Source organism: Dyadobacter sediminis, assembly GCF_005860765.1.
Taxonomy (GTDB): domain Bacteria; phylum Bacteroidota; class Bacteroidia; order Cytophagales; family Spirosomataceae; genus Dyadobacter; species Dyadobacter sediminis.
This window is the reverse complement of record NZ_VCEI01000021.1, coordinates 717,085-740,293: the sequence shown is the minus strand read 5'-3', so window position 1 is coordinate 740,293 and position 23,209 is coordinate 717,085. Positions and strand designations below refer to the sequence as shown.

Sequence of the window (23,209 nt, the reverse complement as noted above, 5' to 3'; positions counted from 1 at the left end):
AGCATTCCATGTATATTCCTGTTACATCCTTAACTAAACCTGAAACAATGTGAAGAAAAACAGCAAAGGCAATCCATGCAGCAACATGGCCCCGACTTGGAAATCATTGCCGGCAGCCCTTAACATGCTGCCCGTAGCAATGGAATTAACATCTACTATTTTATAACCTTTAACCAAACCTTTCATGAAAAAAACATTCTACCGAGGGAATGACCTGCTTAAACTGATGCGGAGCAGCGTTATTCTGCTATTAAGTGTCGGGCAGATTACACAAGTGGCCGCAAAAACCGGTAAGCCAGCCGAAAGCAATCTTACACTCCGTTTGAATACCAGACAAGCTGCGGACATTGCTATCAAAGGAAAAGTAGTGGATGCAGCCGGCGGCGTCATTCCAGGCGCGACCGTCGTACTGAAAGGCAGCAGCTCCGTGGGAACCACTACGGATTCCGAAGGGCAGTTTTCACTCAATATTCCAGACGGCAGCACAACGCTCGTTGTTTCTTCCATCGGCTTTCTGACGCAGGAAGTTCCGATCGGAAACAAAACGCAGATTGACGTGACCCTTTTATCCGACGTGAAATCACTGAGCGAAGTGGTTGTTACCGGTTATTCTTCCCAGTCCAAAAGAGATATTACCGGCTCCGTATCCACCGTTGATCCTGTGGAACTGACCAAAGTGGCCGCTCCGAACGTAGCGCAGCAGTTACAGGGAAGAGTCTCGGGCGTTACCGTTACGACCAACAACACACCGGGCGGTGAAGCGACCGTTCGTATCCGCGGATTCGGTACGATCAACAACAACGATCCGCTTTATGTGATCGACGGCGTTCCGACCAAAGGCGGATTGAACAGCATCAACCCGAACAACATTGAATCCATGCAGGTACTGAAAGATGCTTCTTCGGCTTCTATTTATGGTTCCCGCGCAGCAAACGGCGTCATTATCATTACAACGAAAAAAGGAAAAGCCGGGGCTCCGCAGTTTACGTTCAACAGCCGTTTCGGTGTGCAGAAAGGAAAAGTGGATTTAGACCTGATCAAAGATCCGCAGCAATTCGGTGATCTGTTATGGACGCAGCGCAGAAATGCAGGCTTGCTGACCGGCGGCAATCCATCGCATCCGCAATATGGCAACGGCACAAATGCCGTGGTTCCGGATTACATACTTGCAGGTTCAAATTATGGCATTACACTGAATCCTAGTAATCCGAATGATCCTGCGGCTGCGTTGGTGAATCCTGCGCTATACAATTACAACCGTACGGGTTTTTACCAGATCGTGGAAGCAAACAAGCAAGGCACCGACTGGCATAAGGAAATCCTGCGTCCGGCTGCCATCCAGGAATACAATATCGGTGCAACGGGCGGAACGGAAACAGGAAGATATGCGCTTTCGCTGAATTATTTCAAGCAGGACGGCGTACTGCTGAATACATCCTTTAACCGGTATTCGCTTCGTTCCAACACCGAATTCCAGTTCAAAAAGAAAATCCGTTTCGGTGAAAACCTGGAAGTAAGTTATACGGAAAACAAAGGTTATTACAACAATAACGGTACGGCCAGCTCCACGAACAACCAGGATGGAAACCCGATCGGAAACGGATACCGCATCCCTTCAATCATTCCGGTTTATGACATCATGGGCAATTTTGCGGCCACGCGCGCTGCCGGCCTCGGGCCTGCTACCAATCCGGTGGCTCAGCTGTACAGAACGAGAAACAATCAGACGAACAGCTTCCGGGTGTTCGGAAACGCCTATGCCGAAGTGGACATTTTGAAAGACCTGGTGGCAAAATCAAGCATTGGTGTGGATTTTACCAATTCCAACCGCGTTGCCTATACCTTGCTGGATCTGGAAGAAGCAGAAATTGAATCGAATAACGCCTTGACCAATGCGTATGCTTACGATGTAAACTGGACATGGTCCAACACGCTGAATTACAGCAAAACCTTCGGAAGTATACATAAGCTGAATGCATTGCTTGGAACAGAAGCGATCAAAGGAACAGGACGTGACATTTCGGCAACGCGTACGACGTTTTTCTCCGAAGATCCTTTGTATATGTACCTGAGCTCGGGAACGGCGGGGATCAACAACTCGGGTGCAGGCTACGAATGGGAACTGTTCTCGATTTTCGGCAAGATAAACTATGCGCTTAAAGATCGTTACTTGCTGGAAGCTACGGTAAGACGTGACGGATCGTCGCGTTTCGGACAAAACAACCGTTACGGAACGTTCCCTGCATTCAGCGCGGGATGGCGGCTTTCGGAAGAGGAATTTATGAAAAACCTGACCTGGCTGGATGATTTGAAACTGAGAGGCGGCTGGGGACAAACGGGTAATCAGGAAATCGGGAATTACAACGGTTTCAGTACGTACCGCTCCACGCTTAACCAGTCTTCTTATGCCATCGACGGCTCAAACAATTCCGTACAGCCGGGCTTTGATACGCAGGCATTCGGAAATCAGGATGCAAAATGGGAAACCACCACGCAGACCAACCTTGGACTGGACGCGACTTTCCTGAAAGGAATGTTCGGCATTAACCTGGATGTTTACACCCGTACAACTTCCGATATGCTTTATCAGGTGAGTTTGCCGGCCACTCAGGGCGTTGCAACGATTCCATTTGTGAACGTGGGTTCGATGAACAACAAAGGTTTTGACCTTGCGATTGACTTTAACAACAAGGCACTGAACGGCGATCTTACCTATTCGATCAGCGGTAACATTTCGGCTTACAAAAACAACGTTGAAAAACTGAACAACAGCGCTTCCGCAGTACTTCTCGGACCAGCCATCCGCAGTTATACCTGGACGCGTTCGGTAGCCGGAATGCCTTTGTACTCTTTCTATGGTTTACAAATCGACGGAATTTACCAGAATCAGGGCGAAGTGGACAACGGTGTGAAATATCCGGGATATGCGGCAGTCGGAAAGTACAAATACCATGATACCAACGGCGACGGAACGATTACAGACGCAGACCGGAAATTCATCGGAAACCCGCATCCTGACTTCACATACGGTATCAACCTGAATGTAGGTTACAAAGGGTTTGACGTTTCTGCATTTTTCCAGGGTGTACAGGGAAATCAGCTGATCAATATGGTAAAACGCTGGGTTGATTTCAACAATCAGGCCGGTAACAGAAGCCTTCGCATGCTGAACGATTCCTGGACTCCGCAGAATCCGGATGCCGTACTTCCAATTCTGGACGCCAATGACAGCAGAAGTCAGCAGCCTTCCAGCTATTTTATAGAAGACGGTTCTTATTTCAGAATGAAAAATCTAACCATCGGGTATACACTGCCAAATACCGTATTATCAAAAATCGGTCTGACCAGCGCACGCATTTATGTACAGGGCCAGAACCTTTTTACGATTACCAATTACAGCGGCATCGATCCGGAAGTTACTTCGGTTGGCTCCACGCCGGGAAGCACAGTTCTGGGTGTTGATCAGGGCAATTATCCAAGATCAAAAATGTACCAGATCGGTATCAATTTCGGATTTTGACATTAAAACAAACCAGTAAAGATTCATATATATCAAAAAACTATGAAAAAGAAAGTCTTAATATTTTCAGCATTGGTTTGCATGGGAATAATGACGGCCTGCAAGGAAGAATTTCTGGAAACAACGCCGCTGGGTGTAGGAAACGAAGAAATGCTTTCCAACAAAACGGGCGTCAATGCCGTATTGATTGGTGCATACAGCCTGCTGGACGGCGTGGGTTCCGGTTTCAATTTTACTTCGTCTGTGAGTAACTGGATCTACGGCTCCGTTGCCTCGGACGATGCTTATAAAGGCAGCGACGTTGGTGACCAGTCCCAGATCACGACCATAGAACGTTACATTCCGCAAGCGGATATTGGCGCCTACAACGATAAATGGGTTTCACTGTACGACGGTGTTTCCCGTTCCAATGATGCATTGAAGCTGATTGCAAAAGCAAAGGATATGACGCCGGCCGAAGTAACGCAGGCCTCGGCAGAAGCCAGGTTCTTACGCGGTTGGTATCATTTTGAAGCCAAAAAAATGTGGAACATGGTTCCTTACGTGGATGAAACGGTAACGGATTATATCAATCTTCCGAATGACAAAGACATCTGGCCGAACATTGAGGCGGATTTCCAGTATGCGGTTGACAATCTTGCTGTAACAAAAGCGCAGGCCGGAAGACCAAGCAAGTGGACTGCAAAAGCCATGCTCGCGAAAGTGCATATGTATCAGAATGACTATGCAGCGGCAAAACCGTTACTGGTGGATGTGATCACAAACGGCACTTTTGCACTTGTGCCGAATTTTCATGACAATTTCAGGATTGCAACCGAGAACAATTCCGAGTCTGTGTTTGAAGTGCAAATGTCTGTCGGCGATGGCGGAAGTGGTGAAAACGGAAGCTGGGGCGACAACCTGAACTTTCCTTACGGTTCGGCACCGGGCGGCTGCTGCGGTTTTTTCCAGCCTTCGCAAAACCTGGTAAATGCGTTTAAAACAGATGCAAACGGCTTGCCGCTGCTGGATACGTTCAATGATGTGGATGTAAAAAGTGACGAAGGACTTTCTTCCGCCGATGCTTTCACGCCCTACGAAGGAACGCTGGACCCGAGACTGGACTGGACCGTTGGACGCAGAGGTTTGCCGTTCCTGAACTGGGGAATTCATCCGGGGAAAAACTGGATCCGCGATCAGAGCTTTGCCGGACCTTATACTTTCAAGAAATATTTTGCCAACAGCGGTGAAAATGCGGGTGCGGAATCTCCACGTGCCAATGCCAATAATTTCAGGTATTTGCGCTATGCCGACGTGCTGCTGATGCGTGCGGAAATTGCCGTTGAAGAAAACGATTTGCCAACGGCCTTATCGATTGTAAACCAGATCCGAACCCGCGCTGCAAATGAAGTTGTTATGGCAGCTGACGGAAAGCCTGCTGCCAATTACCTGATCAAACCTTACCCTGCATTTGCTAGCAAGGACTATGCAAGAAAGGCTGTCCGTTTTGAGCGCCGCGTTGAACTCGCATTGGAAGGCCACCGTCATTTTGATCTGGTTCGCTGGGGAACTGCAAGCGAAGTGCTGAATGCATACCTGGCCAAAGAAAGCAAGAAAAGATCTTACCTGAACGGGGCAACTTTCGTAAAAGGCAAAAGTGAGTACTTCCCTATTCCGCAGGCACAAATTGACATCATGGGTGCAAATGTCCTGAAACAGAATCCGTAATCCATGTTTCTGACACAGCTCTTCCGAAAATTCCGGATTATTCGGATTCGTTCCGGACTGGGCTGCAGCATGCAAAATAGTAGTTATAACCAGTAAGTAAAAAAGTACGTTTTCAGATGAGAACGTACTTTTTTTCATGCAAATCAATCCGTCACAGCAAACCGGGAAGGTTTAAAATTCTTTGAAAACTAACATTTTGATCTTAAATTTGTGATCAAAGCAGCAAACCGGGGTTTGCTATTTTTACGGCGAATTACTCTACAATTTTAGTATACCACATAGACTTTGAAGGAAGCAGCGGATTTTACACCCTCAACGAAGACGAACGACTGGGAATCTCTTCAGGTAGCGTACATTGCAAGCGGCAATCCGGAAGAAGACCGGCGTTTGGCAGCACTTGCCCGTGAAAAAGGGCAGGTTGTTTATTTACGGGATCTTCCTCAGGAATCCGATGTACGTTTCAGCCAGTTATCGGCACCTTCCCTGCCGGTCTCCAACGACAACATTTCCGCAGCGACAAGAACAAAAACGCCTTTGACGTGGGAAACGGTCCAGCAGAAGATATGGGCGGCAACCATCCGGAAACGAAGCCGTACCGAAGTAGCAGTCAACATATTTTCGGCAATTGCATTGATGATCGTCGGCCATTTGCTGTTTACTTTTTTTACTTATGACCGGCTTACCGTACTCTGGAACGAGCTGGAACTCAATGAGACTTTCTTCTATTACGTGCTTGGCGGGTTTGTGGCGCAAATGATCGACGGCGCTCTGGGCATGGCTTACGGCGTTACCGCAGCTACTTTTTTGCTTACGCTGGGCGTTCCGCCTTCGGCAGTAAGTGCAAGCGTTCACACTTCCGAGATATTTACAAGCGGCGTTTCGGGTTACATGCACCTGAAATTCGGCAATGTAAACAGCAAGCTTTTCAAGAAAATTCTTTTTCCGGGTGTAATCGGCGCTATTACAGGAGCGTATCTTTTATCATCGCTGGAACACTATATTTATATCATCAAGCCGCTGGTTGCAGTTTATACGCTGATTCTGGGAATTCTTATTATTCAGAAAGCGTTAAAGAAGCGTATTGAAAAAAGACCGTTTACGAAAATCGGCTGGCTTGCAATGGCAGGCGGAACGCTGGATTCAATCGGCGGAGGAGGCTGGGGACCGATTGTAACCTCCACGCTGATCGCACGCGGACGTCATCCGAAATATACGATCGGATCTGTAAACCTGGCGGAGTTCTTTGTATCGCTTGCAAGTTCGGTCACTTTTATCAGCATTATCGGTTTTTCACACTGGAAAGTTGTATTGGGACTGATATTGGGCGGAATGGTCGCCGCTCCGATTGCAGCAAACCTGTCGAGAAGACTGCCGATCAAAACCATGATGATTATGGTCGGAACCATTGTTGTGATTGTGAGTCTGAGGATTATTTATATGGTTTTGTTTAGCGACTAGCTGTTAGCTGTTAGCTGTTAAGATAATATAAAATGGCTTTTACTATACTTGCCGAACCCGAATAAACCTGATAAAAACACTGCTGATCATTGCAGCAGGAACAATTAACAGATATTAATTAAAACAGAATTAAATTTTAAATGCCGGAAGCCGATAGCTAAAAGCCAACAGCTAACCGCTAAAAGCTTTTCACCAACCAGATATGAAAAAGCAAACCAAAGCAATACGCACGCAAACAGGGAAAACCAAATACCGCGAACATTCCACACCGCTTTTTTTAACCAGCAGTTTTACCTTCGAAAGTGCAGAACAGGGAAAAGCGCTTTTTGAAGAAACAGAAGAAGGAAACATTTACAGCCGTTTTTCCAATCCGAGTGTTCAGGAATTTGTAGACAAGGTTTGCCTTCTGGAAGATTGTGAAGACGGCGTTGCTACGGCAACCGGAATGGCTGCGGTTTTTGCAAGTATGGCTGCATTGCTGAAAAACGGCGATCATATTCTGGCAAGCCGCGCATTGTTTGGCTCAGCGCATCAGATCATTACACAGATTCTGAGCAAATGGGGCATTACCTATACTTATCTGGACTCCGATGCAAGTGAAGCGGATTGGGAAGCTGCTGTACAGCCGAACAGCAAAATGATTTACCTTGAAACACCTTCCAATCCCGGCCTCGATTTGGTTGATCTGGCCATGATCGGCAGAATATGCAAAAAACACAATCTGATTTTCAACGTTGACAATTGCTTTGCTTCTCCGGCCTTGCAAAATCCGGCGGAATTCGGCGCTGATCTGGTTGTACATTCCGCTACCAAATTCATGGACGGACAAGGACGCGTACTGGGCGGAATTGTTGTCGGCAAAAAAGAATATATCAAGGAATTAAGGTTTTTCTGTCGCCAGACGGGACCGTCCATGTCGCCATTCAATGCATGGGTTTTAAGCAAAAGCCTCGAAACACTGAGCCTCAGAATGGAAAAACATTCCGCCAATGCATTGCAGCTTGCAAAAGCACTTGAAAGTCATGCAGATGTAAAAAACGTAAAATACCCGTTTCTGGAATCACATCCGCAGTTCCAGCTTGCCAAACAGCAGATGAGCGGTGGCGGCGCGGTTGTTACCATTGAGCTGGAAGGCGGTTTTGAAAGAGTAGCTGCGTTTATGGATGCACTGGAAATCGCTTCCCTTTCTTCCAATCTGGGCGATACGCGAACAATTGTAACAAATCCGTATACGACAACGCATGCCAAGCTCAAACCGGACGAAAAACTTGCTTTGGGCATTACGGAAGGGTTGATAAGAATATCTGTTGGTTTGGAAGACATTGAAGACCTGATTGAAGATTTTACCAACGCCGTAGAGGTCTCGGTAAAAAGTGATATATTGGAGTAAAATCCGGATTTTTCCGAGCAGCTGTTTCAAGAAATAAATATGAAAGCACTCACTATTCATTTGCCTGAATCCCTTGATTCAGAAGAATTTGAAATTAAAATGCTTTTAGCCGGTCAGTTATATGAGCGCGGAAAAGTAACAATCGGTCAGGCTGCTGAAATTACCGGCATCAGCAAACGGTCATTCATTGAAATGATGGGCAAATTCGGATTTTCCTTGTTCAGTGAATCTTCCGAGGATTTAAAAAGTGATATTCTAAATGCATGACAGTCTGGTAATTGCTGATTCAAGTTGCCTGATTATTCTGTCAAAAATTGATCAGCTTGAACTGCTCAGAAACAACTATAGCAGGATCATTATTACAGAAGAAATCGCAGAGGAATTTGATTTGGAACTGCCTGCATGGATCGAAATAAAAGGTATTAAAGATAAAAAATTACAATTGCTTTTTGAAGAAGTGCTTGATTTGGGTGAAGCAACGGCTTTAACGCTAGCCTTTGAAACTGAAGATTGCACGGTTATACTGGATGATCTGAAAGCCAGAAAAATCGCAGCAAAACTGAATCTTAAAGTCACCGGAACAATCGGCGTAATTGTAAAAGCAAAGCAGCGTGGCACTATCCATTCAGTAAGGCCATTGTTTGAAAAAATACAAGCTACTGATTTCAGGATCAGTGACAAAGTTATAAAAGAAGCTATATTAGAAGCTGGCGAATAATCATGAACACCCTATTATCCTCTTTAAACGCAGCCATTGAAGGCAAAAATGAAATCGAATCACTGGCGATTCTGGCTGACCTTTTTCCCGGTGAAGTCGTTTTTTCGACCAGTCTTGGCTACGAGGACCAGGCTATAACTGATCTTATTCTGAAGAATAACATCAACATCACCATTTTTACCCTGGATACCGGCCGTTTGTTCAGCGAAACGTACATGACGCTTCAAAAGACAAATAACCGCTACGACACCAAAATCAAGGTTTACTACCCGCAGACCAGCGCAGCCGAGGAACTGGTGAGCACCAAAGGCCCGCTGAGTTTTTACGAATCGGTGGAAAACAGAAAAGAATGCTGCTTCATCCGGAAAGTGGAACCTTTGAACCGCGCCTTGAAAGGTGCCAAAATCTGGGTCACGGGCATCAGGGCAGAACAGTCGGGAAACCGTCAGGGAATGGAAAGGCTGGAATGGGACGAGGCGCATCAGCTGGTGAAGTTCCACCCTATTCTGGACTGGACTTTCGAGGAAGTTAAATCGTATGTAAAATCCAACGGAATCCCTTACAACCCATTGCACGACAAAGGCTTTGTAAGCATTGGCTGCGCTCCGTGCACCCGTGCCATTCAGGAAGGCGAGGATTTCCGCGCCGGACGCTGGTGGTGGGAAGATGAATCCAAAAAAGAATGCGGCTTGCATGCCAAATAATATAATCAGAAGAGAAAGTTAAATAATAAAGCGAGTATGTCAATTTCAGTTAAAGAAGTGTCGGAAATCAGCGATCAGGATGCCGGACGCAGAACGCCCGATTATCTGGACCAGCTAGAAGCCGAAGCTATTTATATCATGCGTGAAGTGGCCGGCCAGTTTGAGCGTCCAGCCTTGTTGTTTTCAGGCGGAAAAGATTCAATCACCCTTGTTCGCCTTGCTCAGAAAGCCTTTGCTCCGGGTAAAATCCCGTTCCCGCTTGTACATGTTGATACCGGACACAATTTTATTGAAGCAATCAATTACCGCGATGAACTTGCCCAGCTTACGGGTGCCAAGCTGATCGTCCGCTATGTGGAAGATACGATCAAGGCAAAAGGACTTAAAGAGCAGACCGGTAAAAATGCAAGCCGCAACTGGCTTCAGACATTTACTTTGCTGGATACCATTGAAGAATTTGAATTTGATGCCTGCATAGGCGGCGCACGTCGTGATGAGGAAAAAGCACGTGCAAAGGAACGGATTTTCTCATTCCGCGACGAGTTCGGCCAGTGGGACCCGAAACGTCAGCGGCCCGAGCTTTGGAACCTTTTCAACGGCCGCATTCATAAAGGCGAAAACGTGCGCGTTTTCCCGATTTCCAACTGGACTGAACTGGACGTCTGGGCTTATCTGAAAAGAGAAAAAATAGCGCTTCCTTCCATCTATTTTGCACACGAACGGGAACTGATCTTACGTGACGGGCGTCTGCTGGCCAATACGCCGGTGATTGAAAAAGATGAAGATGACCAGATTGTAACCCGTCAGGTCCGCTTCCGTACGGTTGGCGACATGACCTGTACCGCTGCCGTGGAATCCAGTGCGGCTACTTTGGACGAGGTTATTGCTGAAATTACCGTTTCTAGGATCAGTGAACGTGGCGAAACGCGCATCGATGATCAGCAGACCGAAGCGGCGATGGAAGATCGTAAAAAAGGAGGTTATTTCTGATCGGAAGTACAGACGGAGAAGAAAAGGTTTATTTGCGGCTGAACGGCCGTTTTCAAATTCAATGACGAAATGGATTTATTAAGATTTATTACAGCAGGTTCCGTTGATGACGGAAAGAGTACATTGATCGGACGCTTGCTTTACGATACAAAAAATATTCTTGCAGATCAGATGGAAGCCATCGAACGCGCCAGCAAAAGCCGCAACGTTGGAGAAATCGATCTTGCATTGCTGACTGACGGCCTTCGTTCCGAGCGCGAACAGGGAATTACGATTGACGTTGCCTACAAATATTTTCAGACGCCAAACAGGAAATTTATCAGCATTGATGCACCGGGCCATATTCAGTATACAAGAAATATGGTAACAGGCGCTTCCAACGCGGATCTTGCCATTATTCTGGTGGATGCGCGTCACGGCGTTGTGGAACAAACCCGGCGTCATTCGCTGATAGCTTCCATGCTCGGTATTCCGCATGTCATTGTGGCCATCAACAAAATGGATCTGGTAGGAAATTCAGAGGACGCTTTTCTGGAAATCGCAAAATCCTATCAGGAACTGGCTTCAAAGCTTTTGATCAAAGACCTGACCATTATTCCCGTAAGTGCACTGAACGGCGATAATATTGTAGACAGATCTGCTAACATGCCTTGGTATACAGGCGAAACGTTGCTTTCCGTTTTGGAAACTGTCAATGTTTTAAAAGATCAGAATCTGGAAGACAGCCGTTTTTCGGTACAATACGTGATCCGTCCTCAAACCGAAGAACTGCACGATTACCGCGGATACGCAGGCCGTGTACAAAGCGGAACGTTCAAAAAAGGCGATCTTGTCAAGGTGCTTCCTTCCGAGCAGGAATCAAAAATTGCCAAAATTGAATTCGGCGGAAACGAAATTGAAGAAGCCTCTGTTTTAGAATCGGTTACCATACTGCTGGAAGACGACATTGACATCAGCCGCGGAGATATGATCGTTTCCCTGAATAATTCTCCGGTTGTAAGTCAGGATATCGAAGCGCTGGTGTGCTGGATGGATGACAAAAAACAACTCAAACCCGGAAATAAATACGTATTACAGCACGGAACTGCAAGGTCCCGCTGTTCCATCCGCGACATAGAATACCAGATTGATATCAACTCATACGAAAAGCTGGACGAAGTAGAAAGTCTGAAACTGAATGATGTGGCAAGAATTGTCTTGAGAACAGCCCAGCCGATTGCTTACGACGCATATCAGAGAAACCGCTCAAATGGCGCAGCCATCCTGATCGATGAAACTTCTAATGTGACTGTCGGGGCATGTATGATTGAATAAAAAGACTATCCATAACGGTCATATTGAGCGAAAAAGCATTATTATAGATCACATAAGCTTCGGCTTCGCTCAGCGTGACAGTGCAAATAAGAATATCAACATGAGCGAAATAATCATTTCTGAAAAAGTATCCGCCGTTGCAAAGCGCGATATCATTGATCTGCAGCAAAAAATCGGTGCGTTCAATACCGGTGAAACGCCGGATGAAGCATTCCGCAAGTTTCGTCTGACCCGCGGCGTGTACGGACAACGTCAGCCGGGCGTTCAGATGATCCGTATCAAACTTCCTTACGGCCGCGTTACGGCGGATCAGCTTGTGCGGATTGCGGATACTTCGGATAAATATGCAACCGGAAACCTGCATGCGACAACCCGTCAAGATATTCAGCTTCACTTTGTAAAACTTTCTGATTCGCCGCAGCTTTGGGCTGACCTTGAAGATGCGGGCATTACATTGAAAGAAGCCTGCGGTAATACGGTTCGTAACGTAACGGCCTCGTCCATAGCCGGAATTGATCCGGACGAACCTTTTGACGTTTCTCCGATTGCGCATTCCATATTTGCCTATTTTCTGCGCAACCCGATCTGTCAGGATATGGGACGAAAGTTTAAAATTGCCGTTTCTTCCTCCGAAAAAGATTCCGCGCTGGCATTTATTCACGACGTTGGGCTGATTGCAAAATGGGGACAAAATGAAAACGGCGAACAGGTAAAAGGATTTAAAGTTCTGATCGGCGGCGGATTGGGCGCACAGCCTTTTTCTGCACAAACCGCTTACGAATTCCTTGAAGAAGAACATGTAATTCCTTTTATAGAATCATTACTGCGCGTTTTTGACCGTTTCGGAGAACGTACACGCCGTCACAAGGCCCGTATGAAATTTCTCTTGAACGAAATTGGCCTGGAAGATTTGTTGGAAAAAGCAAAAGCAGAACGTACGGCATTAAAAAATAAAGTTTTCAGCATACCTGAAGATCTGTTTCAGAAACCGGCAGAAAGCATTGAATACGCTTCCCGCCCTTCATTGAACAACGATGAAATCATCAGTCTTGCAAGTGTGGCATTGAAAGCAGATGAAACTGATGAATTTGAGAAATGGCTGAAAACAAACGTTTTTGAGCAAAAACAAAAAGGCTGGTATGCTGTTCAGCTGCGTGTTTTACTGGGCGATATGAACTCGAGTATTGCACGTTCACTGGCTGATCTGGTTCGTGCGTATGCAGCGGATGATATCCGGGTGACTGTAAATCAAGGCTATTTGTTACGTTTTATTAAGCCCGAAGATCTTGCAGCTGTTTTCCAGCGGTTGAAAGGACTCGGCCTGGCAACGCCTGGTTTCGACAGCACTGCAGATATTACGACCTGCCCGGGAACCGACACCTGCAACCTTGCCATTTCAAGCAGTTACGGCATTACCCGCGCGCTGGAAGATGTGATGCGGGATGAATTTCCTGAGATGATTTACAATCAGGATATCAAGATAAAAATCAGCGGCTGCATGAACGGTTGTGGACAGCACAATGCTTCTAACATCGGATTTCATGGCAGTTCCATAAAGAACGGCAAACTCGTACTTCCGGCATTGCAAGTACTGCTCGGCGGCGGTTTTACCGGAGATGGCGTTGGTCTGATCGGTGACAAAGTAATTAAAATCCCGACAAAAAGAGGTCCGGAAGCATTGCGCATGCTGTTCAATGATTATGAGCAGAATGCTTTTGACGGTGAATATTATAACCAGTACTACAATCGTCAGACTAAAAATTACTTTTATCAGCTTCTGAAACCGCTTGCCGATCTGACAAATGTTCAGGACAGCGATTACCGTGACTGGGATCATGACGAACTGTTCAAAACAGAGGTTGGCGTTGGAGAATGTGCCGGTGTAATGATTGATCTCGTGGCAACCACCATTACCGAAGCACAGGAAAAACTGAAATTGTCCAGAGAAAACTACGAAGCAGAAAACTGGGCCGATGCTATTTACCATGCTTACAATGTGCTGATTACCGGTGCAAAAGCGCTGCTGATGACCAAAGACATCAGCACCAATACGCAGTATGGCATTGTCAATGACTTTGAAACCAACTTTGGCAAAGAATTCCGGTATGAAATTCCTTCAGAGTTCGTTCTGCCGGATTCGGCAGAAACGCCTTTCCGTTCACTTGCGTTCAGCATCAACAAGTTTGAGCCGAGTGAGGAATTTGCAACTTACTATATCAATACAGCTTCTGAATTCCTGAACTATGTTCAGCAATCCCGCGAAAACCAGCTTGTCGAAACCGGCGAGCCCGTATTGCAGGAACTGACATTCGGAAAAGACAGCTAAAAGAATCCCGGCTTTCTGTAAACAATAACAGAATCTGATACTTGTTTGCTGAAAGCCGGGTTCAATTTAAATATGAAACTTACATTAATTGGTGCAGGACCGGGCGATCCGGAGCTTATAACCCTCAAAGGAGTTAAGGCCCTGCAAAACGCACGGGTTGTATTATACGATTCACTCGCGCACCCGGCTCTTCTTGATTACTGCCCTTCTGATTGCATCAAAATTCTTGTCGGAAAACGCTTTGGCAAAACCAGCTGCGGACAGGATGAAATCAATGATCTGATTGTTGAGAATGCCCGAAAGTATGACAAAGTTGTCCGGTTGAAAGGCGGTGACTCTTTTATTTTCGGACGTGGCTACGAAGAAATTGCTTTTGCCGCACAGCACGGGATTGAGACAGAAGTCATTCCGGGTATTTCCAGCAGTTATGCAGCTCCTGCCTCGGCTGGCATTCCGCTTACTTCCAGAGGCATCAGCGAAAGTTTCTGGGTCATTACGGGTACTACGAAAGCACACGAACTTTCTCAAGATATTTATCTGGCCGCACAGTCAACGGCAACAGTTGTCATTTTAATGGGTTTGCATAAGCTGGAAGAAATCGTTTCCATTTATTCCGCCATTAACAAGCTGGACGAACCAATTTCCATCATTCAGAACGGAACGCTTGAAAATCAGAAACTTGTTACAGGAAAAATAAGCAACATTGTGCCGCTGTCCAAAGTGAGCGGAATGGCTTCGCCGGCAATTATCGTCATTGGAAAAGTGGCTGCGCTTCCGGATTTGTCTTATGAACAGATTCAGGAAATGATAGTAAAAAACAAATCAGCCAATCTGAAGGAAGATTAAAAAAGGCTCAGCACCCAGTTCAGGTCAATAAAATTTTCCTTGCCCCGGAATTCAAGAAAGTAAATGATTACTGCCAAGGCAGCATAGCTGATAAAAAGCCATTTCTTTTTCATTTCATACTGATCATGGTGATGAAAATAATTATAAACCATGGAAGCACTGAATCCGAAAATCATCAGTACGAACGACAGCAATCCGCAATCCTGGCGATAATGATGGTACGTATGCAGTGCGGGCGCTCCGAGCACAAGATACATAAGCCACATCCCGAAGCCTATCCGGTAAAGGTATACGCTCATGCGGCGATCATTTTTTATATCCAATAATTCTGCCAGCATGTCGTTATGGATTTGGTTAGAAACAGTGAATTTAACAATTCTGAAAACAATTGCCAACATTTTATATACATACTATATATACGTATTATTGTAAAAATTGTTTTCATGAAACACACTATTTCCCAGTTTCTTTTTTCCCTGCTCAATCAGGTTTCGCATCTTTCCTGGAAAAATGCTTTCCGGCTTTCCGACTTTCTTTGCTGGTCTGTGTTCGGCGTGATCGGTTACCGTAAAAAGGTGATCCGTGAAAATCTCAGAAACAGTTTTCCTGAAAAAACAGATGCAGAACTAAACCGTATCGAAAAGAACTTCTGCATTCACTTCACCGATCTGATCGTGGAAACGATCAAATTCCGAAGCGCAAGCCCGGAGTGTGTCCGCGAACGGCTGCAAGGCGATATCAGCATCATGGACCGGTATTATCATGATAAAACCAACATTATTTTTCTGATGGGACACAGAGGCAACTGGGAACTGGCCAATTTGTTTTCATCGCTTTGCTTCAAACACGAATGCATTGTGGTGTACCGGCCGCTTCAGAATCCGGCATCCGATCAGTGGTTTCTGGATCTGAGAACGAGGTTTGGTGCTGTGCTGGTGCCGATGGACAATATTTTCAAAGAACTGCAGAAACCGAGGGACAAACCTTACGTTGTGGTACTCGCAAATGACCAGTCGCCCAATCCGAAGACGGCTTTCTGGACCAAGTTTCTATGTCAGGATACCGGCGTTTTCCGGGGCGTCGAAACCATTGCACGCCGCTATAACCTGACTGTACTGTATGCCGATTTCAGTAAAGTTGCCAATCAAAGAGGGTTTTATGAAGTGGCCATTTCGGTCATTACTGAAAACCCGAGGGAAGTCCGCAATAATGTAATTCTGGAAAAACAGCTGCAGATTCTGGAAAAAAATATTGAACAGCAGCCGCATAACTGGCTGTGGAGCCACAGGCGCTGGAAACACAAAAGGCCGCAGAACCTGAAACCCGAGCAAACACTGTCCTAGAACTTACCCGTTCAACAAGCGCGGCCGGCTGATTTAAATGCTGATTTCCGGAACTATTTCCTTTGCAGATTTGCTTTTTACTGCAAAAGAATTTTACTCAATGAAAACACTTTCCACCCGATTATTACTGTTTATCCTGACAGCGATTTCGAGGCTTTCCTGGAAAAAACTCTATAAACTTTCTGACATTTTCCGCTTTCTGATTTTTAAAATAGGCCATTACAGAAGAAATGTCATCATCAGCAATCTGCAAAACAGCTTTCCGGCTTACAATGAATCTACAATCCAGTCCATTGCGAAAAAATATTACCGGAATTTTACGGATATTATCTTTGAAACCATCAAACTGAGATCTGTTTCAAAAAAGGATTTACTCGAAAGATTCGAGATAGAAACCAAGTTGCTTGATCATTATTATGCCCAGCAGAAAAACGTTGTAGTCGTCTCAGGCCATCTTGGAAACTGGGAAATGCTTAATTTATTTGCTTCTGCCAAATTATCCTACCAAATTGTTGTCGTTTATCACGAGCTTGCCAATGAAATTTTTGAAGACTGGTTCAGAAAAGTGCGGACCAAGTTCGGCACCGAAATGGTCCCGATGAAAGAAGCCATGGTAAAAGCACTGGCACCACGCGAAAAACCGTTTTTATTTGTGCTGATCAATGATCAGTCACCGAATCCGGAAAAAGCGTACTGGACCCGTTTTCTGAATCAGGATACAGGCGTTTTCCGCGGAGGCGAACTCATTGCACGCCGGCTCAATGCACCGGTTTTGTATATGGGAATTTTACGGAATGAAATAAAGAGAGGCTTCTATAAAACCTATTTTAAACTGATTACTGAAAATCCGAAGCAGGAACCGGCCAACAACATTCTTCAGTGCCAGATTGAATTTCTGGAAGAAGACATCATCAAACAGCCGGACAACTGGCTATGGAGCCATCGCCGGTGGAAACACACACGTCCGGACCATCTGCTTCCCTTTCAGAAACGTCAAGAATTGAAAAGTGAATAAATCTGTTAAATTCCTTGTCCTGCGCTTTTCTTCCATCGGCGACATCGTACTCACTACGCCGGTTGTCAGGTGCCTGAAGCAACAGCATGGCCATGCGGAAATCCATTATTTTACAAAAGACAAGTTTGAATTTCTGCTGCGCGACAATCCTTACATTGATAAAGTCTGGACGCTGGATTCGGACATCAGCAAAATCCTGAAAGCGCTGAAAGCAGAAAAGTTTGATTACATCATTGATCTTCATTCCAACATCCGGACACTGCGCATCAAACTTGCCCTTGGAATTCCGTCGTTTAGCTTCGACAAGCTTAATGTACAGAAATGGCTTTTGACAAGTTTCAAGGTCAATTATCTTCCGGACGTTCACATTGTGGACAGATACCTGGAAACGGTAAAAACTTTCGGCATCAGCAATGACGGAAAAGGGCTTGATTATTTTATTCCGTACAAAGATGAGGTGGAACTGAGCTGGCTTCCTGAAACGCACCAGAAAGGCTTTGTAGCTTATGCAATCGGCGGACAGCATCACACCAAAAAACTGCCCGTCCCGAGAATGATTGAACTTTGCAGAAAAATCAGCTTTCCAATAATACTTCTCGGCGGCAAGGAAGATGCAGAAGCGGGTGAAGCCATAAGGGCAGCAATCGGCGACACGCTTGTATTCAATGCCTGCGGAAAATATAACTTCAATCAGTCTGCTTCACTGATCAGGAAATCCGTTATCGTATTTTCGCACGATACGGGCTTGATGCATGTGGCTGCAGCATTCAAAAAGAAAGTTTATTCCATCTGGGGAAATACGGTTCCTGCTTTCGGCATGTATCCGTACAAAACCTCCTTTGAAGTACTGGAAAATAACAACCTCCGCTGCCGGCCATGTTCCAAAATCGGCTACAAGGCCTGTCCCCAAAAACACTTCAGGTGCATGAACGATATTTCATTTGAATTTCCGATCAAAGAACTACTGTGAAGAAATTAATGTTAAAAAATTTACAGTAAAGAGAAAATCCACGAATTATAATCCATGACAAAAAAGGTAAACATAGGTATAGTACAAATGAGTTGTACTGAGGATGTTGATGCTAATTTTCAGAAAGCCATTGCCGGAATTCGCGAAGCGGCCGCAAAAGGCGCTCATATAATTTGTCTTCAGGAGCTTTTCAGGTCGCTCTATTTTTGTGACGTCGAAGATCATCATAATTTCCTGCTTGCAGAAGCCATTCCGGGCCCGTCAACAGAAACGCTGGGCTCTGTTGCAAAAGAACTGGGCGTTGTGATCATTGCTTCGCTTTTTGAAAAAAGAGCGCATGGATTATATCATAATACGACTGCAGTTCTTGATGCCGACGGCGCATACCTCGGCAAATACCGCAAAATGCACATTCCGGACGATCCCGGCTATTACGAAAAGTTCTATTTCACGCCCGGAGACGCTGCGCAGGGCGATCAGGTTTCGGATACGGACGGTTACCGGATTTTTGAAACGAAATTTGCCAAAATCGGTGTACTGATCTGCTGGGACCAATGGTACCCGGAAGCGGCCAGAATTACAAGTCTGATGGGTGCCGAAATATTGTTTTATCCGACTGCAATCGGCTGGGATACCAATGAAAAAGAACCGGCAATTAATGAAGAACAGTACGGCGCGTGGCAGACGATCCAGCGCGGACATGCCGTTGCTAACGGAGTGTACGTCGTGGCTGTAAACCGGGTGGGGCGCGAAGCTGACCAGCAGTTCTGGGGCGGTTCGTTCATTGCCAATCCGCACGGAAGGCTTTTGTACCTTGCACCGCACGAAGAAGAGGTAACGCATGTGCAGGAACTGGACCTTGAGAAGCTGGATCACTACCGTACCACCTGGCCTTTTCTGAGAGACCGGAGAATTGACTCTTACCGGCCGATTCTGAAAAGATACATAGACTGAGTTTTCGGCAGCAATATAATTTTTCCAAGTAAAAAAGCAGCGGGCTTCCAGATTGAAGCCCGCTGCTTTTTTATTTAGGCCCTAATAGCATATATAATTAGTTTGGGTCGGTAGTAACTGCCTGTTACATGAAAATCAACGATTTTAAGGTATAAACGTCTACTATTTAGCCGATTACTCTAATTAAATCCGTAAAAATATTTTTCAACAATCAACTTCTGCCTGAAAACCATTTAAATCAAATTATTTATAAAATAATTAATATAATATTTTATACTGGTTTTAAATGACCAATTATTATTGTAAAATTTGCTACTTTTTTAAACTATTCTCTTGCATTTTTTATCATTGTCAGTATATTTGAGAAGTCATTAAACGAATGACTGAACTTCTAAACCGAAGATATATTACAGCCGCACAATAATATATCTGGACGTATTGAACGAATAATAGCGATAACCCGAAGGTGCATGGTTGCATCCTTCCGGTCGGTTCTGCTTCAATACAATATAATTTTTTTTATACGAGTATCTGTTATTGTGGACAAGCGACAAGAAGTTGTCCTGCACTGGCATTGACATGCTTCATGCTGTTGTTTGTCCTCGATTAAGAGGGTATTGCTTTCCGGAAAAGCAGTTTTACAAGCTTATGGCTGTGTTGTTCTGTCCACGCGAAAGTGTGTGCGGCGCACGGCAACGTGGACATCACACAGCCATAACTTTCTTCACTTGCCTGTTCAAACCTAACAACAATTTAACCGTACTTCCCATGCGTAAAGTTTTACTCTTATTAGTATGGACATGCCTGTGTTCTTCGCTTGCTCATGCTCAGGTGCGTGAGATCAGCGGAAAAATAACGGCGTCCGAAGACGGGCTGGGCCTTGCGGGCGCATCCGTGATTTTCAAGGGGACAAATGTGGGTACCAATGCAGATGCAGACGGAAAATTCAGCTTTTCTGTTCCCGGCGACGGTATTCTTGTGATTTCCTATGTCGGTTTTCTGATTCAGGAAATTCCTATCGGCAATCAAACACAATTTGATATAAAACTCGATGCCGACACACGGCAGCTTTCCGAAGTGGTCGTAACGGCTTTCGGGATCGAACGCGAGAAAAAAGCATTGGGCTACACGGTTCAGGAAGTAAAAGGAAGTGCACTGACGGAATCGCGTTCCACAAACGTAGCCAATGCATTGTCGGGTAAAATTGCGGGTGTAAGGGTTCAGTCCAACGGCGGCCCCGGAAGCGGTTCCAACATCCAGATCAGAGGCGCATCTTCAGTTTCAGGAAATAACCAGCCGCTTATCGTCATCGACGGCGTGCCCATGGAACAAACTGCCAACAAAACCTACGGCGGCGGTATTTCAGAAGTCAATCCGGACAACATCAAGGAAATGTCTGTACTGAAAGGCCCGAACGCGGCTGCATTGTACGGATCACGCGCTGCAAACGGCGTTATACTCATTACGACCAAAAACGGACAGGGAACAAAAGGACTTGGCGTGGAAGTCAATTCCAATATTACGTTCGAGCGTCCGTGGATCAAGCCTGACTTCCAGAATACATACGGCGGCGGAAACGGTTACCGCACGTGGTACAATGACGGATGGAGTTCACAGATCACCGATCCGGCACAACTTGCGCAATACAGAGCCGTGTATGATCAAAGATATCCGGCTGCGGGTTCAGCGGGAACAGACGAAAGCTGGGGAGCTCCAATGGACGGGCGCCTGGTGAGACAGTGGTGGACTGGTGACGATGTTGCACCACTGACTCCTCAGCCCAACAACTGGGAAGAATACTGGCAGACAGGACGCACGATCACCAACAGCGTGGCTCTTTCGGGCGGCAATGACAAAGGTTATTTCCGTCTCGGACTGAGCCGTCTGGATCAGAAAGGAATTATGTATTACAATGACTTTCACCGAAACAACTTCAGGATTAATTCCGGTTATAACCTTACCAAAAACATCAGCATTACTTTATCCGGCGAATATATCAAATCCGGATCCGACAACAGAAGCTATGCGGGCGGACAGGAATTCATATGGTCTCACCGCCATGTTTCATGGGATCAGCTGCGGAATTATGAAGCTTATACCGCAGTCCATAACCAGCCGGAAGGCGATACCGAGCCACCAAACTGGCAGCATACCTTTTTCACCAACCCGTATTTTTCCCAGAGAAATCTGCCTTCGGGAAATGAGAAAGACCGCTTGCTGGGAAATATTGCGCTGAACTACAAAATCCTGCCTTCATTGAGCCTGATGCTGCGCAGCGGAACAGATTACTGGACAGATACCCGCGTGAATGTTTCCAACTTCCTGCGTGTCCGTAACGGCGTGCGTACGCCGGGCCGCTATTCTGAAGAAGTACTGCGCAGCCAGGAAACCAACTCGGATTTCATGCTGACTTACAATAAAGACATTTCACCGGATTTCGGCCTGAATGTTCAGTTCGGAGGAATCCAGCGGACCAATTATTACAAGAGAAATTATTTTTATGTAGGCGAGCTGGTGGTGGACGGCCTCTACAATGCCGGAAATTCGGTTCCGAGTACCAATACAATTGAAAGCCTGATCCAGAAATCGGAAACGCAGAGTTTGTTCGGAACGGTTAACCTTTCGTGGAAAGATGCGATTTTTCTTGACCTGACTGCCAGAAATGACTGGTCGAGCACTTTGCCTTCCAATGCAAGATCCTACTTCTACCCTTCTGCTTCGTTAAGCGCAGTCCTAACAGAACTGTTTGACGTAAAAAGCAGCGTCCTGACTTTCGGCAAAATCCGGGCCAGTTATGCACAGGTCGGAAACGACGCCACGCCTTATCAGCTTGCACAGACTTTCGTGGCCAGCGGCTCATGGAACGGATCGGTTCCGAAATTTACCGAAAACATCCAGATCGCCAATTCCAACCTGAAACCCGAAATTACGACCGGTCTTGAACTCGGGGCCGACCTGCGTTTTTTCAAAGGCAAAGTAGGCGTGGATGCAACTTACTACGAACAATCCACGAAAGACCAGATTCTGGGTGTGGAAATTTCCAAGGCGAGCGGCTACAATAACCGCATTCTGAATGCCGGAAAAGTAACCAACAAAGGCGTCGAGATTTCCGTTTCGGGAACACCTCTGAAATTTTCAAATGGTTTCAGCTGGGATGTTTCTCTTAACTATGCCCGCAACCGCAACAAAGTCGTTGAACTGGCAGAAGGACTTACAACCTATACGCTTGCCACACAGAGAGGAATGTCGTCAGAAGCACGCGTCGGCGAATCATACGGCACTTTCTACGGCGTAGGTTTTCAGAAATCTCCCGACGGACAAATTGTCTACGGCGCGAACGGACTTCCGGTAACGGTTTCCAACCAGAAACTCGGCAACATTCAGCCGGACTGGATCGGCGGTATGCTCAATACGGTCAACTACAAAGGTTTTACACTGAGCGCACTGGTTGATGTACGCATCGGCGGGGACATTTACGACGAAGGAACAGGAACAGCCCGCTGGACAGGCCAGTATGCCGAAACAGCGCTTGGACGCGAAGAAGGTGTAATCGGAAAAGGAGTGCGTGAAGTTACAAGTCCTGACGGCAGCAAATCCTATATTCCAAATGACATTATCGTAACGGCCAATCAGTTATACGGTTACAGCAATCCGAGAAATTATCATGAGTCGGCTATTTTCGATGCCAGCTTTGTAAAGCTCCGCGAGGTATCGCTGGGTTATAATTTCAGCCCGTCATTCCTGAAAAGAATCAAAATACAAAGTGCAAAACTCTCCGTTGTGGGACGCAACGTCTGGATGATCTTCAAGAACACGCCGCACATTGACCCGGAAATTGATGGAAAAGGAGGAAACCAGCAGGGTTTCGGATACGGCGAACTTCCAAGCTCGCGCAGCGTCGGCATGAACCTGTCCTTGTCATTCTGATAACGTCAACCTAAAAACAGATCTTAA

The 23,209-nt window shown here is 46.0% G+C and carries 18 protein-coding genes; 16 read left to right on the top strand and 2 right to left on the bottom strand.

What is annotated here, in order from left to right; genetic code table 11:
• Positions 1-33 precede the first annotated feature (33 nt).
• Positions 34-186, bottom strand: a complete 153-nt coding sequence (locus FEM55_RS24940; RefSeq protein ID WP_171036529.1) for a hypothetical protein — start codon at positions 184-186, stop codon at positions 34-36.
• Here FEM55_RS24940 and FEM55_RS10365 point away from each other — a divergent pair.
• The 11 genes from FEM55_RS10365 (at position 185) to cobA (ending at position 14,973) form a co-directional block, all read left to right on the top strand.
• On the top strand, positions 185-3,520 hold the full coding sequence (locus tag FEM55_RS10365) for a SusC/RagA family TonB-linked outer membrane protein (RefSeq protein ID WP_229209190.1): 3,336 nt from the start codon (positions 185-187) through the stop codon (positions 3,518-3,520). The two genes, FEM55_RS24940 and FEM55_RS10365, sit on opposite strands and share 2 nt — an antisense overlap.
• 42 nt (positions 3,521-3,562) lie before the next feature.
• Positions 3,563-5,227: a RagB/SusD family nutrient uptake outer membrane protein gene (locus FEM55_RS10360; protein ID WP_138281250.1), complete on the top strand. Its 1,665-nt coding sequence runs from the start codon at positions 3,563-3,565 to the stop codon at positions 5,225-5,227.
• Positions 5,228-5,512: 285 nt separating this feature from the next.
• The gene (locus FEM55_RS10355; RefSeq protein ID WP_138281249.1) at positions 5,513-6,685 is read left to right on the top strand and encodes a sulfite exporter TauE/SafE family protein; all 1,173 of its coding nucleotides are present in this window, start codon (positions 5,513-5,515) and stop codon (positions 6,683-6,685) included.
• Between the two features lie 202 nt (positions 6,686-6,887).
• A complete protein-coding gene (locus FEM55_RS10350; RefSeq protein ID WP_138281248.1) occupies positions 6,888-8,075 on the top strand; it encodes a trans-sulfuration enzyme family protein in 1,188 nt (395 codons plus the stop codon).
• Positions 8,076-8,114: 39 nt separating this feature from the next.
• Positions 8,115-8,342, top strand: a complete 228-nt coding sequence (locus FEM55_RS10345; RefSeq protein WP_138281247.1) for a UPF0175 family protein — start codon at positions 8,115-8,117, stop codon at positions 8,340-8,342.
• Complete coding sequence (locus tag FEM55_RS10340) at positions 8,335-8,793, top strand: PIN domain-containing protein (protein ID WP_138281246.1); 459 nt, start codon at positions 8,335-8,337, stop codon at positions 8,791-8,793. The genes FEM55_RS10345 and FEM55_RS10340 overlap by 8 nt, the downstream gene beginning before the upstream one ends.
• 2 nt (positions 8,794-8,795) lie before the next feature.
• Complete coding sequence (locus FEM55_RS10335; protein WP_138281245.1) at positions 8,796-9,497, top strand: phosphoadenylyl-sulfate reductase; 702 nt, start codon at positions 8,796-8,798, stop codon at positions 9,495-9,497.
• A gap of 36 nt (positions 9,498-9,533) precedes the next feature.
• Positions 9,534-10,487 (top strand): sulfate adenylyltransferase subunit CysD, encoded by a 954-nt coding sequence (gene cysD, locus FEM55_RS10330; RefSeq protein WP_229209189.1) that lies wholly within the window; start codon positions 9,534-9,536, stop codon positions 10,485-10,487.
• Between the two features lie 69 nt (positions 10,488-10,556).
• Positions 10,557-11,801 (top strand): sulfate adenylyltransferase subunit 1, encoded by a 1,245-nt coding sequence (locus FEM55_RS10325; protein WP_138281244.1) that lies wholly within the window; start codon positions 10,557-10,559, stop codon positions 11,799-11,801.
• Between the two features lie 100 nt (positions 11,802-11,901).
• Entirely contained in the window at positions 11,902-14,127 is a 2,226-nt protein-coding gene (locus FEM55_RS10320; RefSeq protein ID WP_138281243.1) for a ferredoxin-like domain-containing protein, read from the top strand.
• Positions 14,128-14,199: 72 nt separating this feature from the next.
• A complete protein-coding gene (gene cobA / locus FEM55_RS10315; protein WP_138281242.1) occupies positions 14,200-14,973 on the top strand; it encodes a uroporphyrinogen-III C-methyltransferase in 774 nt (257 codons plus the stop codon).
• On the opposite strand, the gene FEM55_RS10310 is transcribed toward cobA, so the two are convergent.
• On the bottom strand, positions 14,970-15,311 hold the full coding sequence (locus FEM55_RS10310; RefSeq protein WP_138281241.1) for a hypothetical protein: 342 nt from the start codon (positions 15,309-15,311) through the stop codon (positions 14,970-14,972). The genes cobA and FEM55_RS10310 overlap by 4 nt on opposite strands.
• Positions 15,312-15,416: 105 nt before the next feature.
• Between FEM55_RS10310 and FEM55_RS10305 the strand changes: the two genes are divergently transcribed.
• From FEM55_RS10305 to FEM55_RS10285, 5 genes are all read left to right on the top strand, one after another.
• Positions 15,417-16,316: a lysophospholipid acyltransferase family protein gene (locus tag FEM55_RS10305; protein WP_171036528.1), complete on the top strand. Its 900-nt coding sequence runs from the start codon at positions 15,417-15,419 to the stop codon at positions 16,314-16,316.
• A 100-nt stretch (positions 16,317-16,416) separates the two neighbouring features.
• Positions 16,417-17,331 carry a lysophospholipid acyltransferase family protein gene (locus FEM55_RS10300; protein WP_138281239.1) on the top strand — a complete coding sequence of 305 codons (915 nt, stop codon included), beginning with the start codon at positions 16,417-16,419 and terminating at the stop codon, positions 17,329-17,331.
• Positions 17,324-18,301 carry a glycosyltransferase family 9 protein gene (locus FEM55_RS10295; protein ID WP_138281238.1) on the top strand — a complete coding sequence of 326 codons (978 nt, stop codon included), beginning with the start codon at positions 17,324-17,326 and terminating at the stop codon, positions 18,299-18,301. The genes FEM55_RS10300 and FEM55_RS10295 overlap by 8 nt, the downstream gene beginning before the upstream one ends.
• Before the next feature lie 54 nt (positions 18,302-18,355).
• Positions 18,356-19,255, top strand: coding sequence for a carbon-nitrogen hydrolase (locus tag FEM55_RS10290; RefSeq protein WP_138281237.1), 900 nt, complete (start codon positions 18,356-18,358; stop codon positions 19,253-19,255).
• A gap of 768 nt (positions 19,256-20,023) precedes the next feature.
• Positions 20,024-23,182, top strand: a complete 3,159-nt coding sequence (locus FEM55_RS10285) for a SusC/RagA family TonB-linked outer membrane protein (RefSeq protein ID WP_138281236.1) — start codon at positions 20,024-20,026, stop codon at positions 23,180-23,182.
• Positions 23,183-23,209: the final 27 nt, after the last annotated feature.

What these genes read in the sequence shown, in the direction of transcription:
- FEM55_RS10310 (WP_138281241.1), bottom strand. Translation starts at nt 15,311, where the DNA reads ATGCTGGCAGAATTATTGGATATAAAAAATGATCGCCGCATGAGCGTA.
- FEM55_RS10360 (WP_138281250.1), top strand. Translation starts at nt 3,563, where the DNA reads ATGAAAAAGAAAGTCTTAATATTTTCAGCATTGGTTTGCATGGGAATA.
- FEM55_RS10320 (WP_138281243.1), top strand. Translation starts at nt 11,902, where the DNA reads ATGAGCGAAATAATCATTTCTGAAAAAGTATCCGCCGTTGCAAAGCGC.
- FEM55_RS10300 (WP_138281239.1), top strand. Translation starts at nt 16,417, where the DNA reads ATGAAAACACTTTCCACCCGATTATTACTGTTTATCCTGACAGCGATT.
- FEM55_RS10325 (WP_138281244.1), top strand. Translation starts at nt 10,557, where the DNA reads ATGGATTTATTAAGATTTATTACAGCAGGTTCCGTTGATGACGGAAAG.
- FEM55_RS10305 (WP_171036528.1), top strand. Translation starts at nt 15,417, where the DNA reads ATGAAACACACTATTTCCCAGTTTCTTTTTTCCCTGCTCAATCAGGTT.
- FEM55_RS10365 (WP_229209190.1), top strand. Translation starts at nt 185, where the DNA reads ATGAAAAAAACATTCTACCGAGGGAATGACCTGCTTAAACTGATGCGG.
- FEM55_RS10350 (WP_138281248.1), top strand. Translation starts at nt 6,888, where the DNA reads ATGAAAAAGCAAACCAAAGCAATACGCACGCAAACAGGGAAAACCAAA.
- cobA (WP_138281242.1), top strand. Translation starts at nt 14,200, where the DNA reads ATGAAACTTACATTAATTGGTGCAGGACCGGGCGATCCGGAGCTTATA.
- FEM55_RS10335 (WP_138281245.1), top strand. Translation starts at nt 8,796, where the DNA reads ATGAACACCCTATTATCCTCTTTAAACGCAGCCATTGAAGGCAAAAAT.
- FEM55_RS10340 (WP_138281246.1), top strand. Translation starts at nt 8,335, where the DNA reads ATGCATGACAGTCTGGTAATTGCTGATTCAAGTTGCCTGATTATTCTG.
- FEM55_RS24940 (WP_171036529.1), bottom strand. Translation starts at nt 186, where the DNA reads ATGAAAGGTTTGGTTAAAGGTTATAAAATAGTAGATGTTAATTCCATT.
- FEM55_RS10290 (WP_138281237.1), top strand. Translation starts at nt 18,356, where the DNA reads ATGACAAAAAAGGTAAACATAGGTATAGTACAAATGAGTTGTACTGAG.
- FEM55_RS10285 (WP_138281236.1), top strand. Translation starts at nt 20,024, where the DNA reads ATGCGTAAAGTTTTACTCTTATTAGTATGGACATGCCTGTGTTCTTCG.
- FEM55_RS10345 (WP_138281247.1), top strand. Translation starts at nt 8,115, where the DNA reads ATGAAAGCACTCACTATTCATTTGCCTGAATCCCTTGATTCAGAAGAA.
- cysD (WP_229209189.1), top strand. Translation starts at nt 9,534, where the DNA reads ATGTCAATTTCAGTTAAAGAAGTGTCGGAAATCAGCGATCAGGATGCC.